Source organism: Paenibacillus luteus (assembly GCF_006542765.1).
In the GTDB taxonomy this organism is placed as follows: Bacteria; Bacillota; Bacilli; order Paenibacillales; family Paenibacillaceae; genus Pristimantibacillus; species Pristimantibacillus luteus.
In genome coordinates this window covers 34,552-48,602 of record NZ_SKCD01000077.1, presented here as the reverse complement: position 1 = coordinate 48,602, position 14,051 = coordinate 34,552, and the positions used below count along the sequence as shown (strand labels likewise).

16 protein-coding genes are annotated in these 14,051 nt (G+C 47.4%); 10 read left to right on the top strand and 6 right to left on the bottom strand.

The window, feature by feature from the left end; genetic code table 11:
• Nucleotides 1-17 precede the first annotated feature (17 nt).
• The 3 genes from glgA to gntK all read left to right on the top strand — a co-directional run bounded on the left by glgA (nucleotide 18) and on the right by gntK (nucleotide 5,212).
• Nucleotides 18-1,481 carry a glycogen synthase GlgA gene (glgA, locus tag E0496_RS32235; RefSeq protein ID WP_141506043.1) on the top strand — a complete coding sequence of 488 codons (1,464 nt, stop codon included), beginning with the start codon at nucleotides 18-20 and terminating at the stop codon, nucleotides 1,479-1,481.
• Nucleotides 1,463-3,451, top strand: a complete 1,989-nt coding sequence (locus E0496_RS32230) for a glycoside hydrolase family 15 protein (RefSeq protein WP_141506042.1) — start codon at nucleotides 1,463-1,465, stop codon at nucleotides 3,449-3,451. The genes glgA and E0496_RS32230 overlap by 19 nt, the downstream gene beginning before the upstream one ends.
• 222 nt (nucleotides 3,452-3,673) lie before the next feature.
• On the top strand, nucleotides 3,674-5,212 hold the full coding sequence (gntK, locus tag E0496_RS32225) for a gluconokinase (protein WP_141506041.1): 1,539 nt from the start codon (nucleotides 3,674-3,676) through the stop codon (nucleotides 5,210-5,212).
• Between the two features lie 74 nt (nucleotides 5,213-5,286).
• On the opposite strand, the gene E0496_RS32220 is transcribed toward gntK, so the two are convergent.
• The gene (locus E0496_RS32220) at nucleotides 5,287-6,171 is read right to left on the bottom strand and encodes a LysR family transcriptional regulator (protein ID WP_141506040.1); all 885 of its coding nucleotides are present in this window, start codon (nucleotides 6,169-6,171) and stop codon (nucleotides 5,287-5,289) included.
• 196 nt (nucleotides 6,172-6,367) lie between these two features.
• Between E0496_RS32220 and E0496_RS32215 the strand changes: the two genes are divergently transcribed.
• Nucleotides 6,368-7,396, top strand: a complete 1,029-nt coding sequence (locus E0496_RS32215) for a YeiH family protein (protein ID WP_141506039.1) — start codon at nucleotides 6,368-6,370, stop codon at nucleotides 7,394-7,396.
• 162 nt (nucleotides 7,397-7,558) lie between these two features.
• Here E0496_RS32215 and E0496_RS32210 read toward each other — a convergent pair whose 3' ends face one another.
• Genes E0496_RS32210 through E0496_RS32190 form a run of 5 tightly spaced genes read right to left on the bottom strand, consistent with a single transcriptional unit; the run spans nucleotide 7,559 to nucleotide 9,352 of the window.
• A complete protein-coding gene (locus tag E0496_RS32210) occupies nucleotides 7,559-7,999 on the bottom strand; it encodes a spore germination protein GerPE (RefSeq protein ID WP_141506038.1) in 441 nt (146 codons plus the stop codon).
• A 9-nt stretch (nucleotides 8,000-8,008) separates the two neighbouring features.
• Entirely contained in the window at nucleotides 8,009-8,215 is a 207-nt protein-coding gene (locus E0496_RS32205) for a spore gernimation protein GerPD (protein WP_141506037.1), read from the bottom strand.
• Nucleotides 8,216-8,884: a spore germination protein GerPC gene (gerPC, locus tag E0496_RS32200; RefSeq protein WP_141506036.1), complete on the bottom strand. Its 669-nt coding sequence runs from the start codon at nucleotides 8,882-8,884 to the stop codon at nucleotides 8,216-8,218.
• A 40-nt stretch (nucleotides 8,885-8,924) separates the two neighbouring features.
• Nucleotides 8,925-9,128, bottom strand: coding sequence for a spore germination protein GerPB (locus E0496_RS32195; RefSeq protein WP_141506035.1), 204 nt, complete (start codon nucleotides 9,126-9,128; stop codon nucleotides 8,925-8,927).
• Complete coding sequence (locus tag E0496_RS32190; protein WP_141506034.1) at nucleotides 9,125-9,352, bottom strand: spore germination protein; 228 nt, start codon at nucleotides 9,350-9,352, stop codon at nucleotides 9,125-9,127. The genes E0496_RS32195 and E0496_RS32190 overlap by 4 nt, the downstream gene beginning before the upstream one ends.
• A 155-nt stretch (nucleotides 9,353-9,507) precedes the next feature.
• Between E0496_RS32190 and E0496_RS32185 the strand changes: the two genes are divergently transcribed.
• From E0496_RS32185 to metG, 6 genes are all read left to right on the top strand, one after another.
• Nucleotides 9,508-9,933, top strand: coding sequence for an Hsp20/alpha crystallin family protein (locus E0496_RS32185; RefSeq protein WP_141506033.1), 426 nt, complete (start codon nucleotides 9,508-9,510; stop codon nucleotides 9,931-9,933).
• A 149-nt stretch (nucleotides 9,934-10,082) separates the two neighbouring features.
• On the top strand, nucleotides 10,083-10,283 hold the full coding sequence (locus E0496_RS32180) for a hypothetical protein (RefSeq protein WP_141506032.1): 201 nt from the start codon (nucleotides 10,083-10,085) through the stop codon (nucleotides 10,281-10,283).
• A gap of 36 nt (nucleotides 10,284-10,319) precedes the next feature.
• A complete protein-coding gene (locus E0496_RS32175) occupies nucleotides 10,320-10,544 on the top strand; it encodes a hypothetical protein (RefSeq protein ID WP_139994451.1) in 225 nt (74 codons plus the stop codon).
• 74 nt (nucleotides 10,545-10,618) lie between these two features.
• On the top strand, nucleotides 10,619-11,056 hold the full coding sequence (locus E0496_RS32170; RefSeq protein ID WP_141506031.1) for a Fur family transcriptional regulator: 438 nt from the start codon (nucleotides 10,619-10,621) through the stop codon (nucleotides 11,054-11,056).
• Nucleotides 11,056-11,313: a membrane protein insertion efficiency factor YidD gene (gene yidD, locus E0496_RS32165; RefSeq protein ID WP_141506030.1), complete on the top strand. Its 258-nt coding sequence runs from the start codon at nucleotides 11,056-11,058 to the stop codon at nucleotides 11,311-11,313. The genes E0496_RS32170 and yidD overlap by 1 nt, the downstream gene beginning before the upstream one ends.
• Nucleotides 11,314-11,817: 504 nt before the next feature.
• Nucleotides 11,818-13,815 carry a methionine--tRNA ligase gene (gene metG, locus E0496_RS32160; protein WP_141506029.1) on the top strand — a complete coding sequence of 666 codons (1,998 nt, stop codon included), beginning with the start codon at nucleotides 11,818-11,820 and terminating at the stop codon, nucleotides 13,813-13,815.
• Nucleotides 13,816-14,051: the final 236 nt, after the last annotated feature.

The window sequence follows — 14,051 nt, the reverse complement described above, 5'->3', positions numbered from 1 at the left end:
TAAGAAAGGAGAATCCTATGAACATTTTGTTCGCAACCTCTGAAGCTGTTCCGCTTGCGAAGACGGGCGGACTCGCCGACGTTGCAGGGGCGCTCCCTAAGGCGCTGAATAAGCGAGGCGTTGATACCAGGGTTGTATTGCCCAAATATGCACAAATCCCTGCTGCTCTTATCGGGCAGTTTGTTCAAATCGCAACGTTTAACGTCTCCTTTGGCTGGCGTAATCAATATTGCGGTTTGTTAAAGGCTGAGTTTGAAGGCGTCACCTATTATTTAATTGATAACGAGCACTATTTTAAACGGCATGGACTGTATGGCTACGATGATGATTCCGAGCGTTTTGTCTTCTTTTGCTTTGCGGTGATGGAGGCTGTCCGCTATATGGATTTTCATCCGGATATCGTTCATTGCCATGATTGGCAAACCGGCCTGATTCCGTTCTTGCTGAAGACAAGATACTTTTATGATCCGGCCTGGGCATATACCAAGTCCGTGTTTACGATTCATAATCTGAAATATCAAGGGCTGTTCGGCATCGAGCATTTGCAGGATCTGCTCGGCGTCGGCCATGATATGTTTTATGCGGACAGCCTTGAATTTCATGGCGCGGGTAGCTGCATGAAGGGCGGCCTTGTTTATGCAGACAAGCTGACGACGGTCAGCAATACCTATGCAGAGGAAATCCAAACCGAATATTTTGGCGAGAAGCTGGATTCCTTGTTAAGGTACCGCTCCGGTGATTTGATCGGCATCGTAAACGGCATTGATGACGAGCTGTTTGATCCGATGAATGATCCTGCGCTGGAAGTGCCTTACCGCAATTCAATAAGCCGCAAGCGGAAAAATAAAGTGGAGCTGCAGCGGGAGCTTGGTTTGCCACAATCGGAAGAAATACCGCTTATCGGCATCGTATCACGTTTAGTGGAACAGAAAGGCTTTGACCTAATTACCGCCACTTTAGAGGAAATCCTAAATGAGGATGTTCAATTTGTAATATTGGGGGCTGGAGATGCGCAGTATGAGCATTTCTTCAATGATGCGGCATACCGCCATCCAGATAAGTTTAAAGTATGGATCGGCTATGATGACAGACTGGCACGTCGTATTTATGCGGGCTCGGACTTATTCGCAATGCCCTCACAATTCGAGCCTTGCGGCCTCAGTCAGCTTCTTGCGCTGCGCTATCGTTCCGTCCCAATCGTCAGGGAGACTGGCGGACTAAAGGACACGGTACAAGCCTACGACGAATATAATGGCGAAGGAAACGGCTTCAGCTTTACGAATTACAACGCGCACGATTATATGTATACCGTACGCAGAGCGCTCGCTCTATACCGTAATGAGGAAGTCTGGAAGCAGATTGTGAATAATGGCAACAAAGAGGATTACAGCTGGAACCGCTCCGCCAAAGCCTATATATCCGTTTATTCACAACTTTTAGCGCACCGAAAGGAGAAGGAATCATGGCCCGTCATCTTGTAATCGGCAACGGTAAGATGCTCCTCAATTTGGATCAGCATTGTTATATTCGGGATATTTATTATCCGTTCGTCGGACAGTTGAATCACGTCGGCGGTCAGTATTGTCGCTTGGGGGTATGGGTAGAAGGCACTTTCAGCTGGCTCGATGATCCAGCATGGAAGTTCGATCTCGATTATGTAGAGGATTCCTTAGTAACGAACATTACAGCCAAGCATGAAGGCTTAGGAATTGAGCTCCATATGAACGATGGCATTCACCAGCGCGAGTGCATTTATATTAAACGCGTTGTGATTCGCAATCGAACAAATGATACAAAAGAGGTTCGCCTGTTTTTCCATCAGGATTTGATGATCGATGGAACGGAAGTTGGAGACACTGCGGTCTACTATCCGGAAAATCATACTCTTTACCATTACAAGAGAAACAATTATTTTATGTTTAACGGCTTCTCCGATGAAGGGGGCATGACCCAGTATTCAACGGGGATCAAACGATTCCAGTCAGCGGAAGGCACTTGGCGTGATGCGGAGGATGGCGTCCTTATGGGCAATTCAATTGCCCAAGGATCCGTGGATAGCACGATCAGCTTCCGCACGGTTGTTCCGCCTAATAATGAGAAATCGATTTATTACTGGATGTCGATCGGTCAAAATTTAGAAGAAGTCAAAGAGCTGAACCAATATGTGCAGGAAAATCATCCCGAAAAGCTGTTAAGCCGTATGGTGATCTATTGGAAACATTGGCTGCGCCGTGCAGAATCTGACCTTGGCGATCTGCCGCCGGATGTCGTGAAGATGTTCAAGCAAAGTCTGCTGCTCGTGCGGACGCAGGTCGATGAGCGAGGGGCTATATTAGCAGCAAATGATACGGATATCTTGCAATATAACCGTGATCATTACAGCTACATGTGGCCGCGTGACGGAGCGCTCATTGCGGACGCGATGTCAATGGCTGGTTATCAGAGCGTCATTGCGCCGTTTTTCCATTTCTGCGCGCAGGCGTTGTCACCTGAGGGTTATTTGTATCACAAATACAATCCGGACGGTACGGTCGGCTCAAGCTGGCATCCTTATATCGTGCAAGGAAGCAGACGCTTGCCCATCCAAGAAGATGAGACCGCACTTGTGCTGTTTGCCTTGTGGAAGGATTATTCCCGGAATCAGGTCATTGAGCTGCCACAATCGCTATACAGCAATTTAATCCGTAAAGCTGCATCATTTCTAAGCTCCTATATGGAGCCTTCCTTATCGCTTCCAAAGCCAAGCTACGATTTGTGGGAGGAGCGCTACGGCATTTGGACGTACACGGCGGCCTCTGTTTATGGCGGGCTGATGGCGGCTTCGTTCTTTACGGATTTATTCGGCGATTACGAACGCAGCGATCATTACAAAAGCACAGCAGAAGCGATCAAGCACGGGATGATTACGCATCTGTGGGATGAAGAAACGGGACGCTTCGCGCGTGGCCTTATTCAGAAGGATAATCGCTGGGTGAAGGACATGACACTCGAGAGCAGCTTGTTCGGTGTTCTGGAATTTGGCGTCCTTCCGGTAGATGATTACCGCGTTGTGCAGACGATGCTGGCGATTAAAGAAGGGCTTCAAATTAAAACGCATATCGGAGGCATCGCTCGTTATACGAATGATTATTACTTCCAGCAATCTGGCGAAATCGATAAGGTGCCTGGTAACCCTTGGATTATTTGTACTCTATGGGTTGCCAATTTCGAGATTGATTCCGCAAAAACGTTAGCAGAGCTGGAAGGCCCGCGTCAGACGCTGCAATGGGTATCAGATCACGCGCTGCAAAGCGGGCTGCTGCCAGAGCAGTTGAATCCTTACGACGGCTCTCCGTTGTCTGTAGCGCCGCTAACCTGGTCGCATGCAACGGTCGTGCACAGTGTCAGCAAATATGCGGAAAAATATAAACGTCTTCGTACCGAGGCCGAAGCAGAGGGTAATGGAATTTAATTGCCCGCTGCATAAGCAATGATGAATACAAAAGACCTTGCATGCTGCCCTACGAGCGTGTAAGGTCTTTTTGCTGAATTAACCCTTGGAATGGACTCGGAAGAGATAATCCACAGACCGGCGGATTGAATAAATGTATCAAGAGCGTTAATGTAGAAAGTACAAGGTAGATGAATACGATTCCAGGTTGCAGTGCTAGAATCAGCATACGGAGGTAATAAGTTGAATAGAAAATATGTTATCGGAGTTGATATTGGCACGACGAGCACAAAGTCGGTGCTCTTTACAGCCCAAGGCGTAATTGTGGCAAGCCATGGAAAGGAATACCCGCTTCATTCTCCTTCTCCCGCCATTGCGGAGCAGGACCCTGATGAAATTTTTAATGCGGTGCTAGAAACGATTGGACAGGCAGTTGCCAAAAGCAATGTACAGCCTGAAGATATTTTATGCGTTTCCTTTAGTTCTGCTATGCACAGCGTTATAGCCGTTGATGCGGATGGCATACCCATTACGAAATGTATCACCTGGGCGGATAACCGAAGTATGGAATGGACTGAAAAGATAAAAAACGAATGGAACGGCCACGACATTTATCTGCGAACGGGAACGCCTATCCATCCGATGTCTCCACTATCAAAGCTGACATGGCTGCGCCATGAGCATAAAGAATTGTTTGACCGTACATATAAGTTTATTTCGATTAAGGAATATGTCTTTTTCAAACTGTTCGGCCGTTATGTGATTGATATATCCATTGCTTCTGCAACAGGGATGTTCCATTTGGAAAACTTGCAGTGGGATGAGGAGGCGCTAAAGGTCGCAGGGGTAACGCCAGAAAGACTGTCGGAGCTTGTTCCGACCACCTTTAAATTAGAAGGATTAGAGGAGCCATATGCTTCTCTAATGAATCTATTGCCTTCAACACCGTTTATTGTGGGAGCTAGTGATGGCGTGCTCTCGAACCTAGGCGTCAATGCGATTGAACCGGGTGTTGTGGCGGTAACCATCGGTACGAGCGGAGCGATTCGCGCAGTGACCGATAGGCCAGTTACAGATCCAAAGGGCAGAATTTTTTGTTACGCGCTGACAGAGAAGCTCTGGGTAATCGGTGGGCCAGTGAACAATGGAGGCATGATCTTCAGATGGGTGCGGGATCAGATTGGCACAGAAGAAATTGCAACGGCCAAGAAGCTGGGCATTGATCCTTATGAATTGCTCACGGAGCTTGCTGCCAAAGCGAGGCCTGGATCGGAAGGGCTTATTTTTCATCCGTATTTGTCCGGGGAACGAGCACCATTGTGGGATGCCAATGCTCGGGGTTCCTATTTTGGATTAGGTCTCCATCATAAGAAGGAGCATCTGATCCGTGCAGCGCTGGAAGGTGTTATTTTCAATTTATACAGCGTACTGATGGCACTTGAGGAATTGACAGGAAAGCCGACAAAAATTCAGGCGACGGGCGGTTTTGCGCGTTCAGCGTTATGGCGGCAGATGATGGCTGATATTTTTGATCAGGAATTGCATGTGCCAGAGAGCATTGAGAGTTCCTGTCTAGGGGCTGTTATTCTTGGTTTGTACAGCGTCGGAGAGATTGATTCGCTGGACGTGGTTGCTGATATGGTAGGCGGCTCCCATTTCCATTTGCCTAACAAAAAAAATGCTGAGATCTATTCGGAGCTCATGCGGATTTATATACGGGTATCGCGGCTTCTTACAGAAGAATATGCCAATATTGCAGCCTTTCAGCAAAAGTGGGTTTAGGCCAAACAACAAAAACAGCCGGGATACGGCTGTTTTTGTTGTTTTAGCCTGACAGTTTTTTTACTAATAGGGAGTTATTTTTCTGCCGCTAATAGGCGTTGAATAAACATTTGAGCGGCCATCATCGTCTTTTCTTCCTTGTGGCGAATGATGGAGAAGCTGCGCTCTAAGCGAGCCGTACGAAGACGAAGCTCCGTTAATTCACCGAGTTCAAGCTCTTTACGCACGATCCATCTCGAAAGCAAGGCGATGCCTAGGCCAGCCACAACGGATTCCTTTACGCTTTGGCTGCTGTTGAAAACGTAAGTCCGCTTAGGTGTTATGCTGGCACCTTGGATAAATTGATCGCTATAGGCACGTGTGCCTGAACCGATTTCCCTAAGAACCCAAACTTGATTTTGCAACATTTCGCCATTAATAAAGCGTTGGTTGGTTAGAGGATGGTCTGCTGGGGCTATGATGATCATTTCATCCTTCATGTTGGGAGTGATATGGAGATCACCCGCATGGGTTTCTCCTTCAATTAGTCCAATATCCAGCTCATTTGTCCGAACGGCATGCACAATTTCCTCTGTGTTTCCTATGGTAACTTCAATGGCTACCAATGGATATTGTGCTGCAAACGCTGCGAGCTGCTTTGGCAGTACATATTCACCAATGGTGAAGCTGGCCCCTATGTGAATAGTACCCGTAACTTGATCCTGCAGCAGTTGAACGTCTTGCTTGGCCTCCACATATAAACGCAAAATCTGTTTCGCCTTTTGATAGAGAATATGTCCTGCCTCTGTGAGGCGAACCTGCTTGGGGGAGCGATGGAGAAGCTTAGCGCCAATCTCGTTCTCCAAATTGCGGATGTGCAAGCTGACGCCTGGCTGCGAAATGTTCAATAGCTCTGCAGCTCTGGAGAAATGGCTTTGCTCCGTCACGGTGACAAAGACGCGCAATGCTTCAATGATCATAATTACCCCTCATTATTAAATCCATGTTTGTCTTGTATAACCCAATAATATGCTAAATCAAACGATTCTACAAACTCAATCATAAGTAAACCTAATCATATAGATAGTGAATAGGTATTTCACTTTGCGAACTATGGATTCTATAGTAAAGACATAGACAACAACTTGAGGTCATCCTAGTGTAGGAGTGGAAAATATGATTAGCAAAAATAGAATAGCTGTCCAGTCCTTTCAAGGTACTGGGTTTATGTATGGTTTAGCTATAACGGCTCTGATTGCCTTCGCTGCCAAATGTATCGCTGAACTGCCTTTCTTTTCTGTAACGGGTCCATTAGTGCTGGCAATTTTGCTCGGGATGGGCTTTAAAGCTTTGGTAGGCGTACCTGCCCATGCGTCGGTAGGTATTGCGTTCTCCAGTAAAAGACTGCTGCGACTTGGCATTATTTTGCTAGGGATGCGCTTGAATTTGATGGATATTGTAAATGCGGGTCCCCAAGTGTTCGCAATTGCGGCGATCAATATTGGTTTTACGATTATAGTTGTTTACTTGCTGGGGAAGTGGCTGAAAATAGACAAAAAACTGGCTCTGTTAACCGCCTGTGGCACGGCCATTTGTGGTGCTGCAGCCGTAGTTGCAATAGCTCCCCAACTGAAAGCCAAAGATCATGAGACAGCGATAAGCGCGGCTACAGTAGCTATATTAGGCACGATTTTCACGCTCATCTACACGTTTATCTATCCTGTGCTCCAGTTAAGCGATACCGGTTATGGCATCTTTGCTGGAGCAACCTTGCATGAGGTTGCCCATGTCATTGCGGCTGCTGCGCCTGGCGGGCAGGAAGCAATTGATATGGCAGTTATCGTCAAAATGTCGCGTGTAGCCATGCTCGTTCCTGTTGCAATCCTGATTGGTCTATGGCACCGGCGCAGCGAAAAGCGAGTCGAAGGAAGCCGGTTTAAAAATGTTTCGATTCCATGGTTCATTGTAGGTTTTCTTGTCATGAGCGGTATCCATACAGCGGGGATCATTCCTAACACGATTGGTGAACAGCTTTTATCTGCTGCCTATTTGCTGCTAGCTATGGCGATGGCTGGTCTGGGGCTTGGCGTTGATTTTATAATTTTCAAACGATTAGGCAAGAAGCCTTTTTTCGCGGGACTCATCGGCTCTGTTATGCTGTCGGTCCTTGGTCTATGGCTTGTACACGTTTTTCACTTGGGATAGGAAAGAAACCAAAATAAAGCTCCCGAAGACATATTGGGGGCTTTATTTTCATTAGCTTGCAATTGGCCTTTTGCAAACGAAATCATATATGAAGCGCCTTAGGCGCATGTTCTTTTATTCAATAGAATGACATATGGCAGCATGCATCATCCATGGACGGTGTTAACAGCCGACCGGAGGGAACGGTTTTGGACGCGGGTACTGCCGTATATGCTTAATGCGTGATTCTCCAATCAAGCGCATACCGTTGCCTACAAGTATGCTTGCGGACGAGCTTGAGGCAATGACTTGAATATGCCCAACTGCAATATTGGGGGAACAGTTTGTTCGTTGCAACTGCACAACCTGGCCTTGATCAAAGTCCGGATCAATGAATTCAGGCAGCGGGCGCTCAAAAAGCGCGTAGGATTCAAAAAAAACATCGCCCCCCGTGAGATGGTCCTCTTGCCGCTGAAGTGCCAATGCACGAAGCTTTGCATTGGTTTCCGCTCGGTCTCCGAATTGGACAATAGCTGACTGCGAAGCGCTGATAATGCAAACAGAGCCTACATAAGCTGTTCGAATAGGAAAGCCTTCTAAGGGCTGATCATAATAAGAATCCATAGGCGAATATTACTCCCCCTCTGCGTCCGTGGCATTGCCTGGCAAAGGGAAGGGGGCGATCGGGCCGACGATAACGGACTCTGGAGGCGTGTCAAACATGGCGTATAAGGAAACAATATCCGTATCTCCTACTTGCAGCATCGAAGCACTGGATACCCCTAGTATTTCGATTTGGCCCACGCAGAGCTGATGATTAATAACCTTGAAATGAAGCATCTATGTCATACCTCCCGATGCGGGCTTGCCGGTTTGCAGCTGGCGCATATAGGCAAGCAGCGCGGCGTCGGCATCCCTTGTTGTTTTGGCAAGAACGTCAGCGACAAACGATGCATTATCGCAGGCTGCTGACCGTTCTGTTCCTTCTTTAGTTCGTTGCTGCATATAATATTGGATACGAGTAGGCACCTGCTTGCGAATGTCCTCGATAATAATTCTTCTATGGAAGGGATCAAGTGGAATACAAAGTTCCTCTTCATAGGCTTGCAGCCTTTGCGGTGCTTCTGTTTCCAAATAGCGGGTCATTCCAGAAAAAACATCATTGTAAGCTGGGGTCGGAGCAGGTATGGATGGTCCGGCGGAGGGGAAGTATTGCTGACTCGGCACCGACATTTGGTCGATATTTCCTGGTGCCAAGTCATCACCCAATCCGGGAGTCGTCATGCCAATGTTCAAAGTGCCATCCAGCTTCTCAACCTTCAATTGGTCAAAATGATATTCTATGCTTTCGATATTATAAGTAGGTCGTGCTTCCAGCTGCTTTACCTGCTCGCATAAAGCAGCGACCTTTGCCTCAAGCGCTGCAAGCTGCTCTTGCTGTTCTTTAAGCTTATGTTGAACATCGAGTGACCACATTTGCCAAGGGGAAAGCGGATTTTGCTGCTGCATGAGAAAGCACCTCCTTCTTGATGCAGGGTCAGACTCACCCTTAGGTTGGGTTTGGCAGGGGGACGAAGGAGATAGGATTGTCTTCGCCTAGTTGCGGAGCGGGACCCGTGAACCCACCTGTGTTGTACAGCTGGGAAAGTGATCGAATTGATCCTGCACTGCCCACCTGCAAGACAGAGCTGTTGGATACACTGTCTACTCTAAGCTGATGAATCGTAATTTGTTGATGAATGGTTAAATTCATATCGCATTCACTTCATTATTCGAGCTGTCCTGCACATCCGGATCAAGGGTGTTTGTAGCGCTGACAGCGTTGTTGGAATTCGTTAAGCTTCCCGTCAAGAAAGAGCCTGATCCTGCATACGTTTTAGAAGTGCTGTTGGGCGATACTTCGAGCGAATCACCGAATTGTACAATGGAGCCGGAGCCAGTACTTACTATTTTGACAAAACCGACGACAGCTGGCATAAGCATCCTCCTTCTTTTTGTGCTTTTCTTTCGATTGGCAATGCTGAGTTTAATCTATCTTATGCGGCATTCGCCCAGAGGTTCCCCCTTCATAAGTATCCTGTGGGTGACTAGGCGCATATGCTGGTAGGAGTGCTGGAAGGCGGTGTTTGCTTGTGGCATCCAAATGGGATGATATGGAGAAATGGATGGAGAGGCAGCAGATGCCTAAAGGCTTTGAGCTGCTTCGCGAACCGGATTGGGTAGAGCAATATGTAAGGAAAATGATGACTAAAGCGCTGCCTGAAGCAGCTGGCGTCATGATTGGAGGCGGCTCAGCCACCTTCTCGGAGACGCGCGGCTTTCTGCATGTGAAAATAAATCTGCCCACTGGCTTTGAGAAGGAGCAGCTTCGTTTATTCGTCAGAGAGGATCGGCTGCGCCTAGAAGGCCTGCCTGGCGGCAAACCAGAAATCATCAAGCTGCCGAAACTGGTCAAACCGCGCGTATGCAAGACGCTTGTAAAGGATGGCGTGCTGCAGGTGAAGCTGCAGAAAAGACCAACTAACCGCACGTTTCATGAGACGGTTGTGCGCTGGTAACCGGAGATGGTGCATGATGTGGTCGCGCAGCAAACTTCGAAGTAATAATTGTCACGAAATCGACAGGGATTGCAGCTGGCTAATGGCTCGCCAATCCCTTATAATGTCTAGTGAACATATACATAATAGCAAAAAAGGGAGTGTGTTCGGTGTCACTAGTCGATGTAAGCAGTGTTTCTGCTTCGTTATTTATACTTGGAATCGTTTTTATCATGCTTATTTTCGGATTGCTTAGTTTTGGAATCTTGCGGATGTTTCAGCAGAAATTTCGTACAGGCTGGTTTAGCTTCGCAGGCGCTATCATCAGCTTCGTCGTCTTTATGTATATATTAAACAAATGGTATCTATAGCATGTATATAGCTGACCACAACCGGAGGTTATTAGTTTGACCTGGACAATCATATGGTTTTTCGTGAACATGCTGTTTGTGGTTTCCGTAATTACTTATATGTTCGTGCACCGTTCGTATTCAGAAACGAAACGCCAAACGAGCGATTCTGCGCTCATTCAGCGTCTGAATACTAGGCGCAAGCTTATCGGTATTCTTAGTATTGTATTGTTCTTGGCCATGTCGGCCAGTTTCATGATCAACATGAAATTAAATGGTTAAGCGGCTCTCATTGACGAGAGCTTTTTTTTTCGTCATTATGGAGATAGACAACTATTCGTTCGGAGGTTCGACATATGCACACAATGGAAGACATCATACGACGCATGTCCAGTCAAGGCTTGCGGATTACAGATCAGCGGAAGACGCTTGCTAAGCTGTTCTCGGAGACACAGGGATACCTCGCTCCCAAGGAAGTCTATGAATATATGGGAAGGTCGTATACGGGACTAAGTTTCGACACCGTTTACCGGAATTTACGCGTGATGGAAGAGCTTGGCGTGCTTGAGCAAGTCATCTTTGAAGACGGCGGCAAGTTCAAGCTGCACTGCAGGGAGAATGATCACCATCACCACATGATTTGCTTGCAATGCGGAATGACTTATCCGATCACTTTCTGTCCGATGGAGCAAACCGCGGTGCCTGATGATTTCAAAGTAGTAAAGCACAAATTTGAGGTGTTCGGCTACTGCAAGGAATGTGTGCAGGACGAGCCAGCAGCAAGCGAGGGCTAATGTCACAAAAAAGAGTCATGCGAAGAGCGACTCAGGCGCCGATTCATTTTTATCGAAAGGTAATCTCGCCATTGCTGCCGCCTTCCTGCCGATTTTACCCGACATGCTCGATGTATGCGCTTGAAGCGATCGAGAAGCATGGCGCAGCGAAAGGCTCGTGGCTTGCAGCTAAACGGATTGCGCGCTGTCACCCATTTAACGCTGGCGGTTATGATCCTGTTCCGCCGGTTTCTGGCAGCAAGACAGAAGAACCTTGACAGAAGCGGCTTCATTTGGGTATATTTTGATTATTAAAGGGTAAAATGATTTCTAGATTTCTCCATATATCCGAGGAACGGATAAGTACAATGGGATGCCTTTCGCAGAGAGCCGGGAAACAGGGTGCAAGCCGGTAAAGGATACGATTGGAAAATGGTCCGGGAGGATTTGTTTTCGAGCTTTGGCAGCATGAATGGGGCCAGGTAAGGGAATGACGCGAAGCTGGCGTTAACAGCACAGCCGCCATAAAGGCGGCACACGAAGCTCTCTCGAAGAGTCGGCTGAATCCGGCTTTTTCGCGATTGAAATTTGGGTGGTACCGCGTGAGTTCAAACTCTCGTCCCATGATGGACGGGAGTTTTTTGCGTTTTTTTAATCAAGCAAAAACGCCTTCGGCGTCCTTAGACGCTGAAGTAGCTTTGACGGTGAAATATAAGCCCTTTATAAGCTAACAAACTTATAAATTCTTATATTTTTAAAAATTGGAAATAGGGGGAGTTAAAATGACAAGCAAAAAAACGTTTTATATTACAACGCCTATTTATTATCCAAGCGACAAGCTCCATATCGGCCATGCGTATACAACGGTGGCGGGCGATGCTATGGCGCGCTACAAGCGGCTTCGCGGCTATGATGTATGGTATTTGACGGGAACGGACGAGCATGGGCAGAAAATCGAACGCAGAGCGAAGGAAAAGGATCAAACGCCTCAGCAATTTATTGATGATATCGTTGTGGGCATCAAGGAATTATGGGCGAAGCTGGAAGTATCCAATGATGATTTCATTCGTACGACTGAGGATCGCCATAAGCGTGTTGTTGAGAAAATTTTCGCACAGTTGATGGAGCAGGACGATATTTACAAAGGCAGCTATGAGGGCTGGTACTGTACGCCTTGTGAATCCTTTTTCCTGGAACGTCAGCTTGTCGACGGCAAGTGTCCGGATTGCGGACGCCCAGTTGAGCTTGTGAAGGAAGAAAGCTACTTCTTCCGCATGAGCAAATATGCGGACCGCTTGCTGCAATATTACGAAGACCATCCTGATTTCATTCAGCCGGAATCACGCAAGAACGAAATGATCAACAATTTCATAAAGCCTGGGTTGGAAGACCTGGCCGTATCCCGGACAACGTTCGACTGGGGCATTAAGGTTCCCGGCGATCCGAAGCATGTCATTTATGTATGGATTGACGCTTTGTCCAATTATATTACGGCGCTTGGTTACGGAAACGAAGGAGACGATAAAAAATTCCAAGATTTCTGGCCAGCTGACGTTCATCTGGTGGGCAAGGAAATTGTAAGGTTCCATACGATTTATTGGCCGATCATGCTGATGGCGCTGGATCTGCCGCTTCCGAAGAAAGTATTCGCACATGGCTGGCTATTGACGAAGGAAGGCAAGATGTCTAAATCAAAAGGAACAGTCGTTGATCCGGTCGTATTGATTGATCGTTACGGCCTGGATGCTCTTCGTTATTATCTGCTCAGAGAGGTGCCTTTTGGAGCAGACGGAGCGTTTACGCCAGAGAACTTCATCGAGCGAATCAATTTTGATCTTGCCAATGACCTGGGCAACCTATTGAACCGGACTATCGCCATGATCGACAAATATTTTGACGGCGAAATTCCGTCGTTTGCCGGTACGGTGACGGCGTTCGACGAATCGCTGCAGAAGCTTGCAGGTGAAACGATTACGCAGGTGGAGGCAGCTCTTGAGAACATGGAGTTTTCGGTTGCGCTCGCCTCGATATGGCAGTTCGTCAGCCGGACCAATAAATATATTGATGAAACACAGCCTTGGGCATTAGCGAAGGATGAGGATAAAAAAGCGGAGCTCGCTTCCGTCATGCATCATCTGGCAGAATCACTACGCATTGTTTCGATTCTGCTGCAGCCGTTCCTGACTCATTCTCCGCGTGAAATGTGGAAGCAGCTCGGTATTGAACCGGGGGAGCTGACCTCGTGGGAGAGCACGAAAAAATTCGGTTCGCTACTAGGCGGCACCAAAGTAAGCAAGGACTCGCCATTGTTCCCGCGTCTCGATACCGCAGAGGAAGCTGCCTTCATTGCTGCATCGATGAGCGGCGGCGTGAAGCCGGAGCAGGCTCAGCAGGAGGCTGCCGCGGCTGTGACCACTGAGGGGAATGCTTCTCAGCAAGCGCCTGTGGAGACAAAAGCAGAGATTGGAATCGATGAATTTGCGAAAGTTGAGCTGCGCGTGGCACAGGTAATTGCGGCTGAGCCGGTAAACAAAGCCGACAAGCTGCTGAAGCTGCAACTGGATCTCGGATACGAGCAGCGTCAGGTCGTATCCGGCATAGCCAAGTTCTATACTCCAGAGCAAATGCTAGGACGCAAGGTCATTTGCGTGACGAACCTCAAACCAGTCAAGCTGCGCGGTGAGTTGTCGCAGGGGATGATTCTTGCAGCTACCTATGGCGATCAACTGACCCTTGCTTCTGTTCCAGATGATATGCCAAATGGAGCAGTCGTGAAATAATTGGAACGTATGTTGAAGTTATAGTTTTACTAAGATGCTTCGGAAGCGATAATCGTTTCCGAGGCATCTTTTTTATATCTTCTTTATTTTTGTCAATACCAGTAATTGCAGATGAGTATGGTTTTTGAGTCGAGTATTCAATCTTTTAAATAGGGTTGACAGCCTATTTCATTAAGTCGTATAATACAAAACGTAATAATAACGATTACGAAAAAGAACAGATAGAATGGAGAGAC